The 14128-nt window shown below is 56.3% G+C and carries 13 protein-coding genes and 1 pseudogene; 8 read left to right on the top strand and 6 right to left on the bottom strand.

Features of this window, described 5'->3' with window-relative positions:
• Positions 1-272, top strand: a 272-nt coding sequence (locus BMY36_RS17660) for a transposase (protein WP_139194130.1), incomplete at its 5' end; no start/stop codon positions are given.
• Positions 273-338: 66 nt separating this feature from the next.
• Positions 339-734 (top strand): annotated as a pseudogene (locus tag BMY36_RS17665) (integrase core domain-containing protein); the annotation flags it as partial.
• Positions 735-813: 79 nt separating this feature from the next.
• On the opposite strand, the gene BMY36_RS17670 reads toward BMY36_RS17665, so the two are convergent.
• From BMY36_RS17670 to BMY36_RS17695, 6 genes are all read right to left on the bottom strand, one after another.
• Positions 814-1665, bottom strand: a complete 852-nt coding sequence (locus BMY36_RS17670; RefSeq protein ID WP_050521232.1) for a fumarylacetoacetate hydrolase family protein — start codon at positions 1663-1665, stop codon at positions 814-816.
• Positions 1666-1774: 109 nt separating this feature from the next.
• The gene (locus BMY36_RS17675) at positions 1775-3280 is read right to left on the bottom strand and encodes a sugar ABC transporter ATP-binding protein (protein ID WP_050521233.1); all 1506 of its coding nucleotides are present in this window, start codon (positions 3278-3280) and stop codon (positions 1775-1777) included.
• Entirely contained in the window at positions 3277-4278 is a 1002-nt protein-coding gene (locus tag BMY36_RS17680) for an ABC transporter permease (protein WP_050521234.1), read from the bottom strand. Before BMY36_RS17680 ends, BMY36_RS17675 begins: the two co-directional genes overlap by 4 nt.
• A gap of 9 nt (positions 4279-4287) precedes the next feature.
• On the bottom strand, positions 4288-5262 hold the full coding sequence (locus BMY36_RS17685) for an ABC transporter permease (RefSeq protein WP_050521235.1): 975 nt from the start codon (positions 5260-5262) through the stop codon (positions 4288-4290).
• A gap of 66 nt (positions 5263-5328) precedes the next feature.
• On the bottom strand, positions 5329-6126 hold the full coding sequence (locus BMY36_RS17690) for an SDR family NAD(P)-dependent oxidoreductase (protein WP_050521236.1): 798 nt from the start codon (positions 6124-6126) through the stop codon (positions 5329-5331).
• Between the two features lie 80 nt (positions 6127-6206).
• Positions 6207-7157: a sugar ABC transporter substrate-binding protein gene (locus tag BMY36_RS17695; protein WP_050521237.1), complete on the bottom strand. Its 951-nt coding sequence runs from the start codon at positions 7155-7157 to the stop codon at positions 6207-6209.
• 304 nt (positions 7158-7461) lie between these two features.
• Between BMY36_RS17695 and BMY36_RS17700 the strand changes: the two genes are divergently transcribed.
• From BMY36_RS17700 to BMY36_RS17725, 6 genes are all read left to right on the top strand, one after another.
• A complete protein-coding gene (locus BMY36_RS17700; RefSeq protein WP_082224961.1) occupies positions 7462-9204 on the top strand; it encodes an ABC transporter substrate-binding protein in 1743 nt (580 codons plus the stop codon).
• Between the two features lie 24 nt (positions 9205-9228).
• A complete protein-coding gene (locus BMY36_RS17705; protein WP_050521238.1) occupies positions 9229-10038 on the top strand; it encodes an SDR family NAD(P)-dependent oxidoreductase in 810 nt (269 codons plus the stop codon).
• Between the two features lie 65 nt (positions 10039-10103).
• Entirely contained in the window at positions 10104-11402 is a 1299-nt protein-coding gene (locus BMY36_RS17710) for a M24 family metallopeptidase (RefSeq protein WP_050521239.1), read from the top strand.
• 2 nt (positions 11403-11404) lie between these two features.
• On the top strand, positions 11405-12169 hold the full coding sequence (locus BMY36_RS17715; protein ID WP_050521240.1) for an SDR family oxidoreductase: 765 nt from the start codon (positions 11405-11407) through the stop codon (positions 12167-12169).
• A 9-nt stretch (positions 12170-12178) separates the two neighbouring features.
• On the top strand, positions 12179-12922 hold the full coding sequence (locus BMY36_RS17720) for an SDR family oxidoreductase (protein ID WP_050521241.1): 744 nt from the start codon (positions 12179-12181) through the stop codon (positions 12920-12922).
• A gap of 41 nt (positions 12923-12963) precedes the next feature.
• Positions 12964-14058, top strand: a complete 1095-nt coding sequence (locus BMY36_RS17725) for an alpha-hydroxy acid oxidase (RefSeq protein WP_231579793.1) — start codon at positions 12964-12966, stop codon at positions 14056-14058.
• Positions 14059-14128 lie beyond the last annotated feature (70 nt).

Below are 14128 nucleotides of genomic sequence, written 5' to 3' on the forward strand. Positions count from 1 at the left end.
CGTTGGCGGGTCTTGCACCCATATCGAGGCAATCGGGAAAGTGGCAAGGCAAGGAACGCATCCAAGGCGGGCGCGCCAGTGTCAGGCACGCGGTCTATTTGCCAGCGGTTGTTGCAACACGCTTCAATCCAGACATGAAGGCAAAATACGAGCAGCTGATCTCGACCGGGAAATGCAAAAAACTGGCCATCACAGCCGTCATGCGAAAACTGATTGTCATGGCCAACGCACTGCTTCGGGACCAGAGAAAATGGACGCAAAACCCAGCTTGACCAATACGGATACTCGCGCATGTAAACATGCACTGCCGGGCAGTGGATGAAGGCCATAACATAACGACAGCGCTAATGTTGGTTGAGCTGGGTGTGCTCAAATCCCACAGCCGTCCTCATACATCAAACGACAACCCGTTCTCGGAGGCCCATTTCAAAACTTTGAAATATCAGCCCAAATTCCCTAAAAACTTTGCAACCATAGAAAAAGCCCGCGCGTTTTGCCGCCAATTCTTTGCTTGGTACAATCAAGATCATCATCACGCAGGCATAGGTTTGATGACGCCTAACCAGATCCACTTTGGACAGGCAGAAACGGTCTATGCTGCGCGAAAAGCCAAGCTGGATGCAGCCTACATGACCAACCCAGAACGCTTTGTACACAAACCACCAAAACCGCCAAAAGTCCAGACCGCCGTCTGGATCAACCCACCAAAGCAAACGGAAGAAACACAAGCCTAAAGTCCAAAAGCCACTGTCTCAAAGTCGTTGACACGTTCCGCGCCACCCAAACTGAAGCGAAATCCATAATCAAAGGTGACTATGGGACAACCTTTGAAGCTTGTTGCCCAAGTCCCGCGATGCCCAGCGTAACTCTCTCTCCGCCTTTCAGATACCGCGGGGGTTTCTTCCCCATGCCAACACCCGGTGGCGTTCCCGTAGAGATCACATCTCCCGGCTGTAAGCTCATGAACCGACTGCAATAAGCGATTAGGTGCGGCACCTTGAAAATCAAAGTTGCGGTATTGCCGGACTGCATCCGTTCGCCATCAACATCCAGCCACATACCAAGACTGTTCAGGTCGTCCACCTCGTCCGGTGTGACAAGCCAAGGTCCCATTGGGCCGAAGGTATCGCAGCCCTTGCCCTTGTCCCAAGTGCCTGCGCGATCAAGTTGGAACTCACGTTCTGACACGTCATTGATCACGCAGAACCCTGCAACGTGATCCATCGCATCGGCCTCGTCAATATAAACGCCGGGCTTGCCGATCACGACGCCAAGTTCAACTTCCCAATCGGTCCTGACCGAACCGCGAGGGATCTGGATTGGATCATTCGGCCCGCAGATTGCAGATGTCCATTTGTTGAAAATAATCGGCTCTGGCGGGATGGGCATCCCAGCCTCTGCGGCATGATCGGCATAATTCAGCCCGATGCAGATAAATTTTCCAATGTCCCCTACACAGGCGCCCAGCCGCAGATCTTGTTGCGGCATGCCGTCGACGAGCGGCAACGATGCAACGTCAAGATTTTGCAACGCCTGAAGTCCATCTGGCAACAGTGTCTTGCCAGCAATGTCGGGAACGAGCGCAGACAGATCGCGGACACGTCCATCGGCATCAAGAAGACCCGGCTTCTCGGCCCCAGGCGCGCCGTAACGCAACAGTTTCATTGGCTTTCCTTCTCAATAAAATTAGCGTCCATAAGGCAATCGCCCCGGATTTTATTCCGCCATCCGGATCATCGGCACATCGTTTTTCACCCCCAATAGCTAGGATGGTTCAGGCCGCTTGGCCGGATTTAATCCCGGATATGGCTTGAATCAGGTTGTCTTCTGTCACCTCGTCAGAGGTGAAGGTGCGCATAATACGGCCCGAATACATGGCGACGATCCTATCAGATACATGCAGCACCTCGGGCATCTCAGAGCTGATAATCATCACCGCATAGCCTTGCGCCGCAAGTTCACGCAAAAGCTTGTGAATCTCAGACTTGCTGCCCACGTCGATGCCCCGAGTCGGCTCGTCGACAATCAGCACTTTGGGTTGCATCGACAGCCATTTGCCGATGACGATCTTTTGCTGATTGCCGCCGGAAAGATTGCCTGCCTGCGTTTTCCAACTTGGCGTTCGAATATCAAGGCGCGCGCGATACTGATCAAAAATATCAATTTCTGCCCGTTCGGCGACAAAAGGGCCTGCCTTCAAGGTATCAACCTGCGGCAATGTCATGTTATCGCGGCAACTCATCCCCAAAATAAGACCTTGGCCTTTGCGGTCCTCGGGCACAAGGCTGATGCCGCGCGCTATGGCATCTGCGGGAGAATGAAGGCGCACCTCTTGGCCGTCCAACAAGATTTGGCCAGAAGACGGGTCGCGCAGGCCGAATAGTGTTTCCGCAATCTCTGTCCGCCCAGCGCCGATAAGCCCGTAAAACCCCACAACCTCGCCACGGCGCACTTCGAAACTAACGTCTTGGTATAGCTTTCCACAGCTTAGGCCGCGCACCTCCAGTGCGACATCCCCCAAATCATGATGGGTGGCGTTGCGACTAAGATCAAGCGCGCGCCCAATCATCATCTGAGTGACGGCTTCCTCATTCGTGTCAGCGGTCACAACCGTGCCCTGATACTGCCCATCCCGCAGAATTGAGATGCGGTCCGTGATCTTGAAGATTTCTTCCATGCGGTGCGAGATATAGATGATCCCCACACCATCCGCCTTAAGGTCGGCGATGACATCGAACAGAACCACCTTTTCCGCGTCCGTCAGGGATGCGGTGGGTTCGTCAAAAATCACTGCCTTGGCATCCACGGTCAGGGCGCGGGCGATTTCGACCATCTGCTGGTTTGCGATTGAAAGGTCGCCCACGCGGGTCTTGGCATCGAAACTGACGTTCAGTTTTTTCAGAATTGCATTGGTCTGGTCCGCCAATCTGGCCCAATCCACGCGTCCAAAACTTTTGCGCGGCAATTCACCCAAATAGATGTTTTCAGCCACGCTCAACTCTTCAGCAAGGCTAAGTTCTTGGTGAATGAAAACGATCCCCATGCTTTTGGCCTCCAGCGGGCCAGACATGGTAACCTTCTTTTCACCCATAAAGATGTCGCCACTGTCAGGTTGATAGATCCCGCCAAGCACCTTCATTGAGGTAGATTTCCCAGCGCCATTCTCGCCCATCAGGGCATGGACTTCGCCCGGCATGACAGAAAAAGACACCCCATCCAAGGCGCGCACGCCGGGAAAGGTTTTAACAATGTTTTCAAGGCGCAGAACCGGGTCGGTCATACCTTCAACTCCTCTTTTCCCCTGACGTTCAACTGGCGATCCAGAACCAAAACCGCGATCAGGATCAAGCCGATGACAAGGTTCACGGTTGAGGTGTCCGCGCCAATATGGCCTAACCCTTTGCGCAAAAGCTGGATGGCGATAACACCGCCCAAGGTGCCGATAACACTGCCCGCGCCGCCCGTGATTTTGGTGCCGCCTAACACAACCGCCGTGATCACCCACAGCTCGTAAAGCTGGCCGTCGTTGGGGTTGACTGACCCGCTTTCAGAATAAAACACCACCGCAGACAAGGCCGCCAGAAAGCCGATGATTGCAAAGTTGATCACCATATGCGGGCCGACGCGGATCCCCGCATTAACGGCTGCCTCGCGGTTGTTGCCGATGGCATAGGCGTTGCGGCCATGCACCGTTTTGGCCATGATAAACCAAATCACCAGCGTCACGGCCAGCAGGAACCAAGTTGCCGTGGCAAAGCCCAAAAATTTGGCCTCGGCAAAGTCCACCAGCGTCCAGTTCAAATGGCTTGTCGGGTTTTCACCGTTGACCATAAAGACAAGGCCGCGGAACCCCAGCATGGACCCCAATGTGACAATGAACGCATCAACGCCAGTTTTCCAAACGATCAACCCATTCAGCGCTCCCAGCAAAGTGCCGACCGCCAGTGCAAGGACCCACGCGACCGGGATAACCCAATCGCCGAGGCCTGCAAAAACCGTCCATGTCATGCTGTCCAGCAAGATCATCGCCGCGATGGCAAAGGTTGCACCGACCGACAGGTCGATGTTGCCGTTCACCATCACCAGTGTCATGCCCATCGCGATGATCCCGATGGGGGCTGATTGCTTAAGCAGCAACAGCATGTTTTCAGTGTCCATGAACGCCTTGTCAGACAGCGACAGGAATTCGCCGGCGATGGAAAAGAAGATCAATTCAAGGACAATAAAGCCCCAAATAGCGCCGCTTTTCAATGCGTTGGAAGATTTATTCACTTGCATTCCCCTCCCTCACGCCAATGGTGACCAAAGCTTGCCTCGCTTGGCCGCGATATCAAGCCAGACCGCAAGAATGATGATGACCCATGTCACCACAAACTGGACGTAGAATTGCAGCCCCATCAGCAACAGGCCGTTCTGGATGAACCCAAGGATCAGCACGCCGATGACGGTCTTGAAAATCGTGCCGGAGCCGCCCAAAAGTGATGCGCCGCCAAGAATGACTGCTGCCAGAACCCCCAGTTCCAGCCCCTGCCCGACGGTGTTTTGCGACCCAAGGGACCGGCTGGCCTGCATCAACCCGGCCGTCGCTACACATCCCGATGACAACAGATAGCACAAAAACACCGTCCGCGCCCGCCGGATGCCCGAAAACGTGGCCGCCGTGCCATTTCCACCCACCGCATAAACCTTGCGGCCAAAAGCTGTTTTGGCAAGAACGATCCCGAGGAAAGCTGCCAGCGCTATGAACATAAGGATTGGCACCGGAATACCCAAGGCTGTGCCCTGCCCGAACACGCTGAACCAAGTGCCCTCCTTATCAGCGATATCCATGTTCTTGCCGCCAGAATAGGTCAGCGTTAGCCCATGGATCGCCGACAGCATCCCAAGCGTCACAATCAGGGAATTAAGCCGCAAATATCCCACCAGAAAGCCAATGAACGCCCCCAGACAAAGTGTCATGGCAAACATTGCGGGAATGGCGAGGAAGGGGCCAATACTGTCGTGCAGGTCAAGCACCACGATGGTCGAGAATGACATCATGGAACCGACCGAAAGATCAAGGTTGCCGCCAATGACAACGAACGTAACACCAAGCGCCATGACCCCCAGAATGGCCGATGATCGAACAACGCTCAAAACGTTATCGACAGACAAAAACTTGGGGTTGGCAAAGGTGAAAGCAATCATGAAAACCGCAAAGGCAATCAGGATGCCTTGTCTGGCCAGAATGCCGCCTATTTGTTGTTTGGTCATTGTGGCCATGATCCCCTCCCTAAGGTCGCTGGCGGTATGTGGCACTTTCGCGCGTGCGCCTCGTGCTAAAAGACGTCAAACTAAGGTCATGCCTCCGTCGATCATCACAATTTGACCCGTCATGTAGTCACTGTCCTTTGACGCAAGAAATGTCGTTGTTCCGGTGATGTCATGCGGCTTGGCCACGCGGCCCTTCAGGATTTCGGCCGAAAACTCCTCCATCGCCTGACCGGGTCTTTGGGATGCCCCGATCGCAAGCAGATCCTGATCGACCTGATCCCACATTTCGGTGGCGACCACACCCGGCGCGAACCCCGTGACAGTGATATCATGCTTGGCCAAATCGCGCGCACCCGATTGCGTCAACGACACAACTGCAAATTTTGATGCGCAATAGGGGGCAACATTGCCAAACCCTTGTCGGCTGGCGATAGAGGCCGTGTTGATAATCTTGCCACCCGTGCCCTGCGCGATCATCTGGCGCGCCGCTTCCTGCATGCCGATCATGCAGCCCAGCCCGTTCACGCCCATAATGAAATTCCAGTTATCTTCGGTCACGTCCATAAAGTTCATCGGCTTGTTCACACCCGCATTGTTGAACTTCACATCCAAACGACCAAAGGTTTCAACTGTGTGCGCAATCATGGCCCGCACCTGTTCACGGTTGGTGACATCAACCTGCACCGAGGTGACGGCGTCGCTTCGGCCGTTCAGACGGCGACGGTTGGCTTCGACGACTTCGGCCACTTTAGCGCCGTTTATGTCTGCGAAACATACCTGTGCACCCTCGTCCAGCAGCGCCTCGCCAATGGCGCGCCCAATGCCTTGCGCTGCGCCCGTCACGATGCAGACACGGTCAGAAACCCGCCCCATACTTCACCCCGTTTTAGAGCTTTATTGAAATAAGAACATGCGGGGTGCGGCCCTGGCGCACCCCGCATGATAGACGCCTCTTAAAACACTGGTTTGGTGTAATCGCCCATGTTGTCTTGGGTGATCTTCGGCGTGTCGAAGTAGTTCAGGAACGGCACTTCTTTGCCACCCAGAACATCAATTGCCGTTTTCAAAGCCGCTTCTGCATCATCCACCGGTGACTGATAGATGGAGCCCCAGTAATCACCCGCCGCCATCGCCTCATAGCCAACTGCAAAGTTCGTGGCGCCCACAAAGATAATCCCTTCGCGGCCCGCAGCTTTGGCGGCGTTCAACGCGCCCACGCCCATGTTGTCGTCACCAGCATAGACGCCATCAATGTCATCATATTTGACCAAGAAAGCCTCCATCACCTGCTGCGACTTTTCGCGGTTCCAGTCGCCGGGCTGGGTATCAACCACGGTCACGTTTGGGCAAACTTCGGGCAGGCGATCTTCAAACCCCTTGGCCCGCTCAATTGCCGTGGTATAGCCCGGCTGACCGGTGATGTGGACCACTTTGGCCTCGTTCTCCACGCCCATGGCTGTGAACTTTTCGCACATAATTTCGGCCGAGCGCGCGCCTTGGGTGACGTTGTCGGGGCCGGAGAACGACTTGACGAAATCAAACCCCGCTTCGGCAATGTTCGAATTGGTCACGATGACCGGGATGCCGGCCTGATGTGCCTTGCGCACGGCGGGGATCACAGCCTCGCCATTCGTTGGCCAAATGATGATGGCGTCAACGCCCTGCTGGATCAGGTCTTCAACCTGCGCAATCTGGCGCGCAACATCGCCGCCTGCGTCCAGTACCACAGCTTCCACATCGGCATTGGCTGCGGCGGCGGCGATAAACGCCTTCTCGTAAGTCGTCTGATAGCTATCAACGCCGACATTGTTCTGCGTGATACCGATTTTCATCGTTTCGGCTGATGCTGTCCCGGCCAAGGCGAGAACGGCGGTCGATGCTGCAAGCAAGTTGCGAAGTTTCATGTGGGTCTCCTCCCGATTGAAAGCGGTGCGCTTTTTTTATCAAATGCGCCCATTTCAGACGCATGGGCATCACTCGGCTTACCGAACGAATGAACCCTACTTTGGCGTCTTACCTTAACCAGAAATGCACCAAATGTGTCCATTATGGATATTTTTTTATCCATAATGGACTTTTTTTGTGTATGTTTCAAAGGCTGATCCGGACAATTTCAGGAGGGGACACATGAGCAGCAGCATTTCGACCAATTTGGATAATTCTTCGGGGCAACCCAAGCGTCCGCAAACAAAAAGGCACAGCTCCAAAATGAACGCCGTCGTAAGATATAGTCAAGCCAACCCGGTTTCGCCACAGGCGCAGACCGAGACGCTGGAGATGCTGTCTTTTCTGGACGTGTTCAATGACGAGCTGGAAGATGCCTTGGGCCTTGTTCTGCCAAACGCCCACCTGCGGATGGTACTGCACCTGTTACACGGCAATTTCGAAGGCAAAATCGTGACTGCAAGCTCGTTGATCGGTGCAAGTCGAGTGCCTTATGCGACGGCAAACCGCCGCATGAAGGAAATGGTCGATGAAGGACTGATTGAATTGCGCCCCCGAACCCGGACGGGCAAAAGTTTTTCCATGCATCCCAGCGAAACGCTACTTGCGCAGTGGATGCAGCTTTCCGGACGATTGCGCCGCATCGCCTCGGCAGAATTTGGCGGGCAGTCCGAGCCTGAAGTCACAAAGGATTACTACTTCGGCGGCAGTTACGCGGCGGCACAGTCCATTCCACCTCTGCGCGTGCTGCCTGAACCGTTGAAAGTGGCGGGCGGCATCCGGGTTCTTGTCCACGGCGATCCAACATTCATGGTGATGGACAATCTGAAGCGGCAGTTCGAACAGGTTATCGGCACGAACATCAGCCAACGCGCTTTCTCTATCGACCGGCTGCGCGAGGAGGCGTTGCGAAACGCCCAGCGCGATCGCAGCCGCTATGACATCATCGCGGTGGACCTGCCTTGGATCGGGGAGTTTGCCGAAAAAGAGGTCCTCATGCCCCTTGAGCAGGTTATGGACCTGTCACGGCTGGACCCCGCCGATTTTCACACCGCAGGCTGGAAGGCTGGGCACTGGGGCGGTCGCGCTTATGGTGTGCCCGCGCAAACGACGCCAGAACTGTTGTTCTACCGCCGCGACATGTTCGCAGAAGCAGGGTTAGAGCCTCCCGCCACAACCAAAGATTTGCTGCTTGCCGCAAAGACGCTGCATGATCCGCGCAGGGGACGGTCTGGCATTGCATGGAACGCCGCGCGCGGCACAGCCCTTGGGCATACCGTTCTGATGACATTGGCGGATTTTGGCCAACCAATCCTAGACCTGCCAAGGATTGCAGGTGGTTTTGATACGGATCACCTTGCAGAAGGTAATTATCACGCAACCATTGATACCGATGCGGGCCTGCAAGCCGCTGAGTTTTTGATGGAACTGCTAAATTATTCGCCGCCCGATATCCTGTCGATGTCGTGGTATGAAAGGGTGCGCCCCTATGCAGGTGGCAGCATCGCGATGGCCTATGGCTACACGTTGCTGGCCCCCTATTTCGAACTGGACGAAACCTCGCCCGCCTATGGGCAGACCGGATACCTGCCGCACCCAGCCGGTCCGGGTGCAAGCCCGGTTGCCCCTGTTGGCGGCTATGTCATGGGAATACCAGCAAATTTGGCCCCCGATCGCATACCTGCCGCGATAGAGGCGCTGACCGTCTTTACGTCACCCGAAGCGCAGAAGCTTTATGTGCAAAACGGAAGCCGCACCAATTCCCGCTATTCTGTTAGTTCGGACCCGGAGGTGCGCAGCATCTCACCGATTTTTGAGGCGGTAGACGGGATGTCTTGGCGCGACGAGTTGCAATTCTGGCCGCGCCCCCCCGTCCCCGAGATCTGCGACATCATCCAGATCTGCGGAGAAGAGTTCCACGACATGCTGCGCGGAATCGCAACACCCCGCGTCGCTTTGCTCCAAGCCCAGGCTAGGGCCGATGCGCTAATCCGAAAAACCCAGTGAACGTGACCTGAGGAGGAAACAACAATGGACCCCAATCGCCTGAAAGGTAAAAACATCCTGATCACCGGTGCCGCCCGCGGCATGGGTGCCGCCAATGCCGAAGCATATGCCGCGCAGGGTGCCAATGTGTGTCTTGGCGACCTTGATCTTGATGAAGCCCAAAAGATGGCCGACCAGATTAACGCCGCCGGAAACGGCAAGGCCATCGCGGTTCGGATGGATGTTACCAAACGCGCGGACAATGCCGCCGCAGTTGCCGCAACGGTCAAGGCGTTCGGGTCGATCAATGTGGGGGTCTTCAATGCGGGCATGAACAAACCCCGGTTCTTCATGGATATTGATGAAGACAACTGGGATATGATCATGACCGTCAACACCAAGGCGATGTGGTTGGGCATGCAGGAAACCGCACGCCAGATGATCGCCCAAGGCCCGATGGAGGACCATCCCTACAAAATCATCAACGTAGGCTCCATCGCGTCGCGCAAGCCGTTGCTGGATGTCACGGTCTATTGCACGTCCAAATACGGCGTCTTGGCCTTGACCCATTGTGGCGCTTTGGGCCTGTCAGAGCATAACATCACGGTAAATGGCTATGCGCCCGGCGTTGTTGTGACCCCGCTTTGGGAACAACTCGACAAAGATCTTGTCGATATCGGATTCAAACAGCGCGAAGGGCAAGCCTATGATGATATCGTCCGCGATGCGTTGCAAATCAAACGGGTGTCCTATCCCAAGGACATCGTCGGCACGGCCTCCTTCCTTGCCAGTGACGACAGCGACTATATGACCGGCCAAATGGTCCATATCGACGGCGGCTGGTGCATCCAATAACCACATAACCACTTGATATAAAAACAATTAACGGCGCGGCATCCCCGCAGCCGGAGGAGAAACACATGTCTCGCGCCCTTATGCCCAACCTGCTGACACCTCAAGATCTGGAACCAAATTGGGAATGGCGCGAACGCATTCCCGCATGGGGCCACATGACGGTCGATTTTGAACGCCGCATCGACCATGACCGTTTGCGCCGCTACCGCTTGGCACGCACCCGGCAAGCTTTGCAGGCGTCTGACGCAGGTACGCTGTTGCTGTTTGATGTGAACAACATCCGCTATGTCTCCGCCACCAAAATAGGCGAGTGGGAACGCGACAAGATGTGCCGGTTTTGCCTGCTGACCGGCGATGACAGCCCCTATGTCTGGGATTTTGGCTCGGCGGCGATGCACCACAAACGGCATGCCGACTGGCTGGAGCCAAGCCATTGCCTTGCAGGCGTTGTCGGCATGCGCGGCACGATCCCACCGGAATTTGGCCTGATGCAGAAATACGCTAAACAAATCGCGGGCCTGATCCGCGAGGCGGGGATGGGGGATATGCCGGTCGGGGTGGACTATGCCGAAACGGCAATGTTCCATGCTTTGCGCGAAGAAGGCATCAACGTTGTGGATGGTCAACAGATCATGCTGGCCGCGCGCGAGATCAAGAACTGGGACGAGATCCAGCTTTTGACGCAGGCCGCCGCGATGGTCGACGGTGTTTATCACATGATCTATGAGGAGCTGAAGCCCGGCATCCGCGAAAACGATATCGTCGCCATGTCCAATAAGATGCTTTATGAAATGGGGTCGGATGACGTTGAGGCGATTAATGCCATTTCCGGCGAACGCTGCAACCCGCATCCGCATAACTTTACCGACCGGCTTATCCGGCCCGGTGATCAGGCGTTCTTTGACATATTGCAAAGTTATCAGGGCTATCGCACCTGCTACTATCGCACGTTCAACGTGGGCCGGGCGACTCCGTCACAGACCGATGCCTATACAAAGGCCCGCGAATGGATTGATGCCTCCATCGCTATGATCAGGCCGGGGGTCAGCACGGATAAGGTGGCCGCAGTTTGGCCAACGGCAGAAAGCCTTGGCTTCGCGAATGAAGATCAAGCATTCGGTCTGCAATTCGGCCATGGTCTGGGCCTTGCCTTGCATGAACGCCCCATCATCAGCCGTGCCATCAGCATGGACCATCCGATGGAAATTAAGACGGGCATGGTCTTTGCGCTGGAAACTTATTGCCCAGCAACCGATGGCTATTCCGCCGCCCGGATTGAGGAGGAGGTCGTGGTAACCGAAACCGGCTGCGAGGTTATCAGCCTGTTCCCGGCCGAGGAACTGCCCATCGCGAACCGTTACTGACGATGGGCAATCCGTTTGATCTGACAGGCCGCAAAGCGTTGGTCACCGGTGGTGCGACCGGCATAGGGGAGGGCATTGCCCTTGCCCTTGCCCAAGCGGGAGCCGATGTGGCGCTGACCTACCGCAGCCACCAGCCTGAAAATATCCTCAAGAAAATCAAAGTGCTTGGCCGTAACGCGGTTGCGGTGAAATCTGATTTCGCGGGGATGGACAAGGCCGCAGCGGAGGAGGTGATCGCTTTTGCCACGGACGCTTTGGGCGGGCTGGATATTCTTGTCAACAATGCGGGCATCATCCACCGCGAGCCCTCGGTCGATATGCCGTTGGCGGATTGGCAACGCGTAATGTCGATGAATCTGGACTCTGTCTGGCTGCTGTCGCAGGCGGCAGGGGCGCGGATGGTCGCCCAAGGGTCGGGCAAAATCGTCATAGTCGCTTCGGTTTTGGGATCGCAGGGCGGGCTTCGGGTGCCGGCCTATGCCGCCAGCAAGCACGCCGTGATCGGCCTCGCCCGTGCGCTGTGCAATGAATGGGCGGGGTCCGGCGTCAACGTGAATGCAATCGCGCCCGGTTACACCGCAACCGACAACACCCAAGCGCTGCGCGACGACCCCGATCGGTCGCGAACACTTTTGGAGCGTATCCCCGCGGGACGTTTCGCCGAACCCCACGAGATTGCAGGTGCCGCCGTTTTCCTCGCCTCTGACGCTGCGGCCTATTGCCATGGCAGCGTCGTAACCGTGGATGGCGGCTGGCTGGCCCGCTGAAAGGACATTATGGAACACCCACTTCACGGAAAAACCGCCCTTGTGACAGCCGCAGGTAACGGTATCGGTCGCGCCTCGGCGGAGGCGCTGGCCCGACTGGGCGCCAGCGTGATTGCAACGGATATTGACGGGGCCGCGGTCCATGCCATTGCAGACGGGAGAGACCGCATCACCGCACTGTCCCTTGACGTGCTGGATGCAGCGGCGCTGACCGCGTTGATCAGGAACAGCCCGCCAATCGACATCCTCGTGAATTGCGCGGGCTGGGTGCATGACGGGTCTATCCTCGATTGTGACGATGCGGCTTGGGACCGCTCTTTCGATTTGAACGCCAAGGCCATGTTCAGATTGACCAAGGCGGTGCTGCCTTCGATGCTGGAGCGGAAATCCGGTTCAATCATCAATATCGCATCCATTGTCTCTAGCCTGAAAGGCGCGCCGCGCCGCTTTGCCTATGGCGCGTCGAAGGCCGCGATCATCGGTTTAACCAAATCCATCGCTGCCGATTTCGTGAAAGACGGCATCCGCTGCAGCGCCATCTGCCCCGGCACGGTCGAAAGCCCATCGCTTAAAGAACGGCTTGCGGCGACTGGCAACTTTGACAAGGCGCTGGCCGACTTCAGGGCACGCCAGCCGATGGGCCGCCTTGGAACGCCCGAAGAAATCGCCGAAATGGTTTGCTATCTGGCGGGGAGCTTGTCGGCGTTCACAACCGGGCAAACCTTCGCCATCGACGGCGGGTGGTCACTCTGATGCGCCTTGATCGTGCCGCCTCCATCGACGACCTGCGGGCCATGGCCAAGCGCCGCATCCCCCGGTTCGCCTTCGATCTTGTCGATGGCGGGGCTGAATCCGAACGCAACATGCGGCGCAATATTGAGGCCTTTGAAGAAGTGGAAATGACACCGCGATATATGGTCGACGTTTCAGAAATCGACACTCGCGCTACGCTTTTCGGGCATACTTACAGCCAACCTTTTGGCATGGCGCCCATCGGCATGCTCAACGCCTTTTGGCCCGATGCTGACCTGACGTTGGCCCGGCTGTGCAAGCGTGAGAATATTCCTTATGTGGCCAGTTCGGCGGCCTCGACCACGCTTGAAGGGCTAGCAGAGGCGGCCGATGGAAATGGATGGTTCCAGCTTTATGTTTCTAGCGATAAAGCCGTCACCGACGGGTTGATCTCGCGCGCTGAGGCGGCTGAATATGACGTGTTGATGGTCACCGCAGATGTTCCAGCCGCAGGCAAGCGCGACCGCGACATCCGCAATCAACTCAGCGTGCCATTCCGCTTTACCCCCGAAGTGATCTTGCAACTGATGGCCAACCCGACATGGTCGTTAACGAGCCTGAAACATGGCAAGCCCAACATCGCAAACTATGCCGATCTGCTGAAAGGTGCCACGTCCTATGCCGATGTGCAAAAAACCCTGATTACTCCGGGCTTTACATGGGATGACCTCGCGCGCTTGCGCGCACGTTGGAAAGGTCGCCTACTGGTGAAGGGTATCCTGCACCCCGCCGACGCGCTGCGCTGTGCCGAGATCGGCTGCGACGCCATCGTCGTGTCGAACCACGGCGGTCGCCAGGTTGCGTTCGGACCACCGACGATAGAAGCCTTGCCACCGATCGCCGCCGCCGTGGGTGATCGCATGAAGATAATACTGGACAGTGGTATCCGCCGTGGCGCTGACCTGATGCGCGCAAAAGCACTTGGTGCAGATTTCGCATTCACGGGTCGGGCCATGGCATACGGTGTTGGAGCCGGTGCGGCCAAAGGTGCAGACCGTGCGTTCGAAATTCTCAAATTGGAACTGGTCCGCGCTCTTGGGCAATTGGGCGAACCATCATTTAGAGAGTTGGTCGCGGAATTTCGGACCAGTTGTTAAGTTGGATCGCATGATGAGAGAAGTGATCCAGAATGAAGAAACGAAAGAACCATTCGCCTGATTTCAAGGC

Source organism: Pseudorhodobacter antarcticus, assembly GCF_900110135.1.
Classification (GTDB): domain Bacteria; phylum Pseudomonadota; class Alphaproteobacteria; order Rhodobacterales; family Rhodobacteraceae; genus Pseudorhodobacter; species Pseudorhodobacter antarcticus.

Coding starts and splice junctions, on each gene's coding strand:
- BMY36_RS17670 (WP_050521232.1), bottom strand. CDS start 1,665: ATGAAACTGTTGCGTTACGGCGCGCCTGGGGCCGAGAAGCCGGGTCTT.
- BMY36_RS17675 (WP_050521233.1), bottom strand. CDS start 3,280: ATGACCGACCCGGTTCTGCGCCTTGAAAACATTGTTAAAACCTTTCCC.
- BMY36_RS17680 (WP_050521234.1), bottom strand. CDS start 4,278: ATGCAAGTGAATAAATCTTCCAACGCATTGAAAAGCGGCGCTATTTGG.
- BMY36_RS17685 (WP_050521235.1), bottom strand. CDS start 5,262: ATGGCCACAATGACCAAACAACAAATAGGCGGCATTCTGGCCAGACAA.
- BMY36_RS17690 (WP_050521236.1), bottom strand. CDS start 6,126: ATGGGGCGGGTTTCTGACCGTGTCTGCATCGTGACGGGCGCAGCGCAA.
- BMY36_RS17695 (WP_050521237.1), bottom strand. CDS start 7,157: ATGAAACTTCGCAACTTGCTTGCAGCATCGACCGCCGTTCTCGCCTTG.
- BMY36_RS17700 (WP_082224961.1), top strand. CDS start 7,462: ATGAACGCCGTCGTAAGATATAGTCAAGCCAACCCGGTTTCGCCACAG.
- BMY36_RS17705 (WP_050521238.1), top strand. CDS start 9,229: ATGGACCCCAATCGCCTGAAAGGTAAAAACATCCTGATCACCGGTGCC.
- BMY36_RS17710 (WP_050521239.1), top strand. CDS start 10,104: ATGTCTCGCGCCCTTATGCCCAACCTGCTGACACCTCAAGATCTGGAA.
- BMY36_RS17715 (WP_050521240.1), top strand. CDS start 11,405: ATGGGCAATCCGTTTGATCTGACAGGCCGCAAAGCGTTGGTCACCGGT.
- BMY36_RS17720 (WP_050521241.1), top strand. CDS start 12,179: ATGGAACACCCACTTCACGGAAAAACCGCCCTTGTGACAGCCGCAGGT.
- BMY36_RS17725 (WP_231579793.1), top strand. CDS start 12,964: ATGGCCAAGCGCCGCATCCCCCGGTTCGCCTTCGATCTTGTCGATGGC.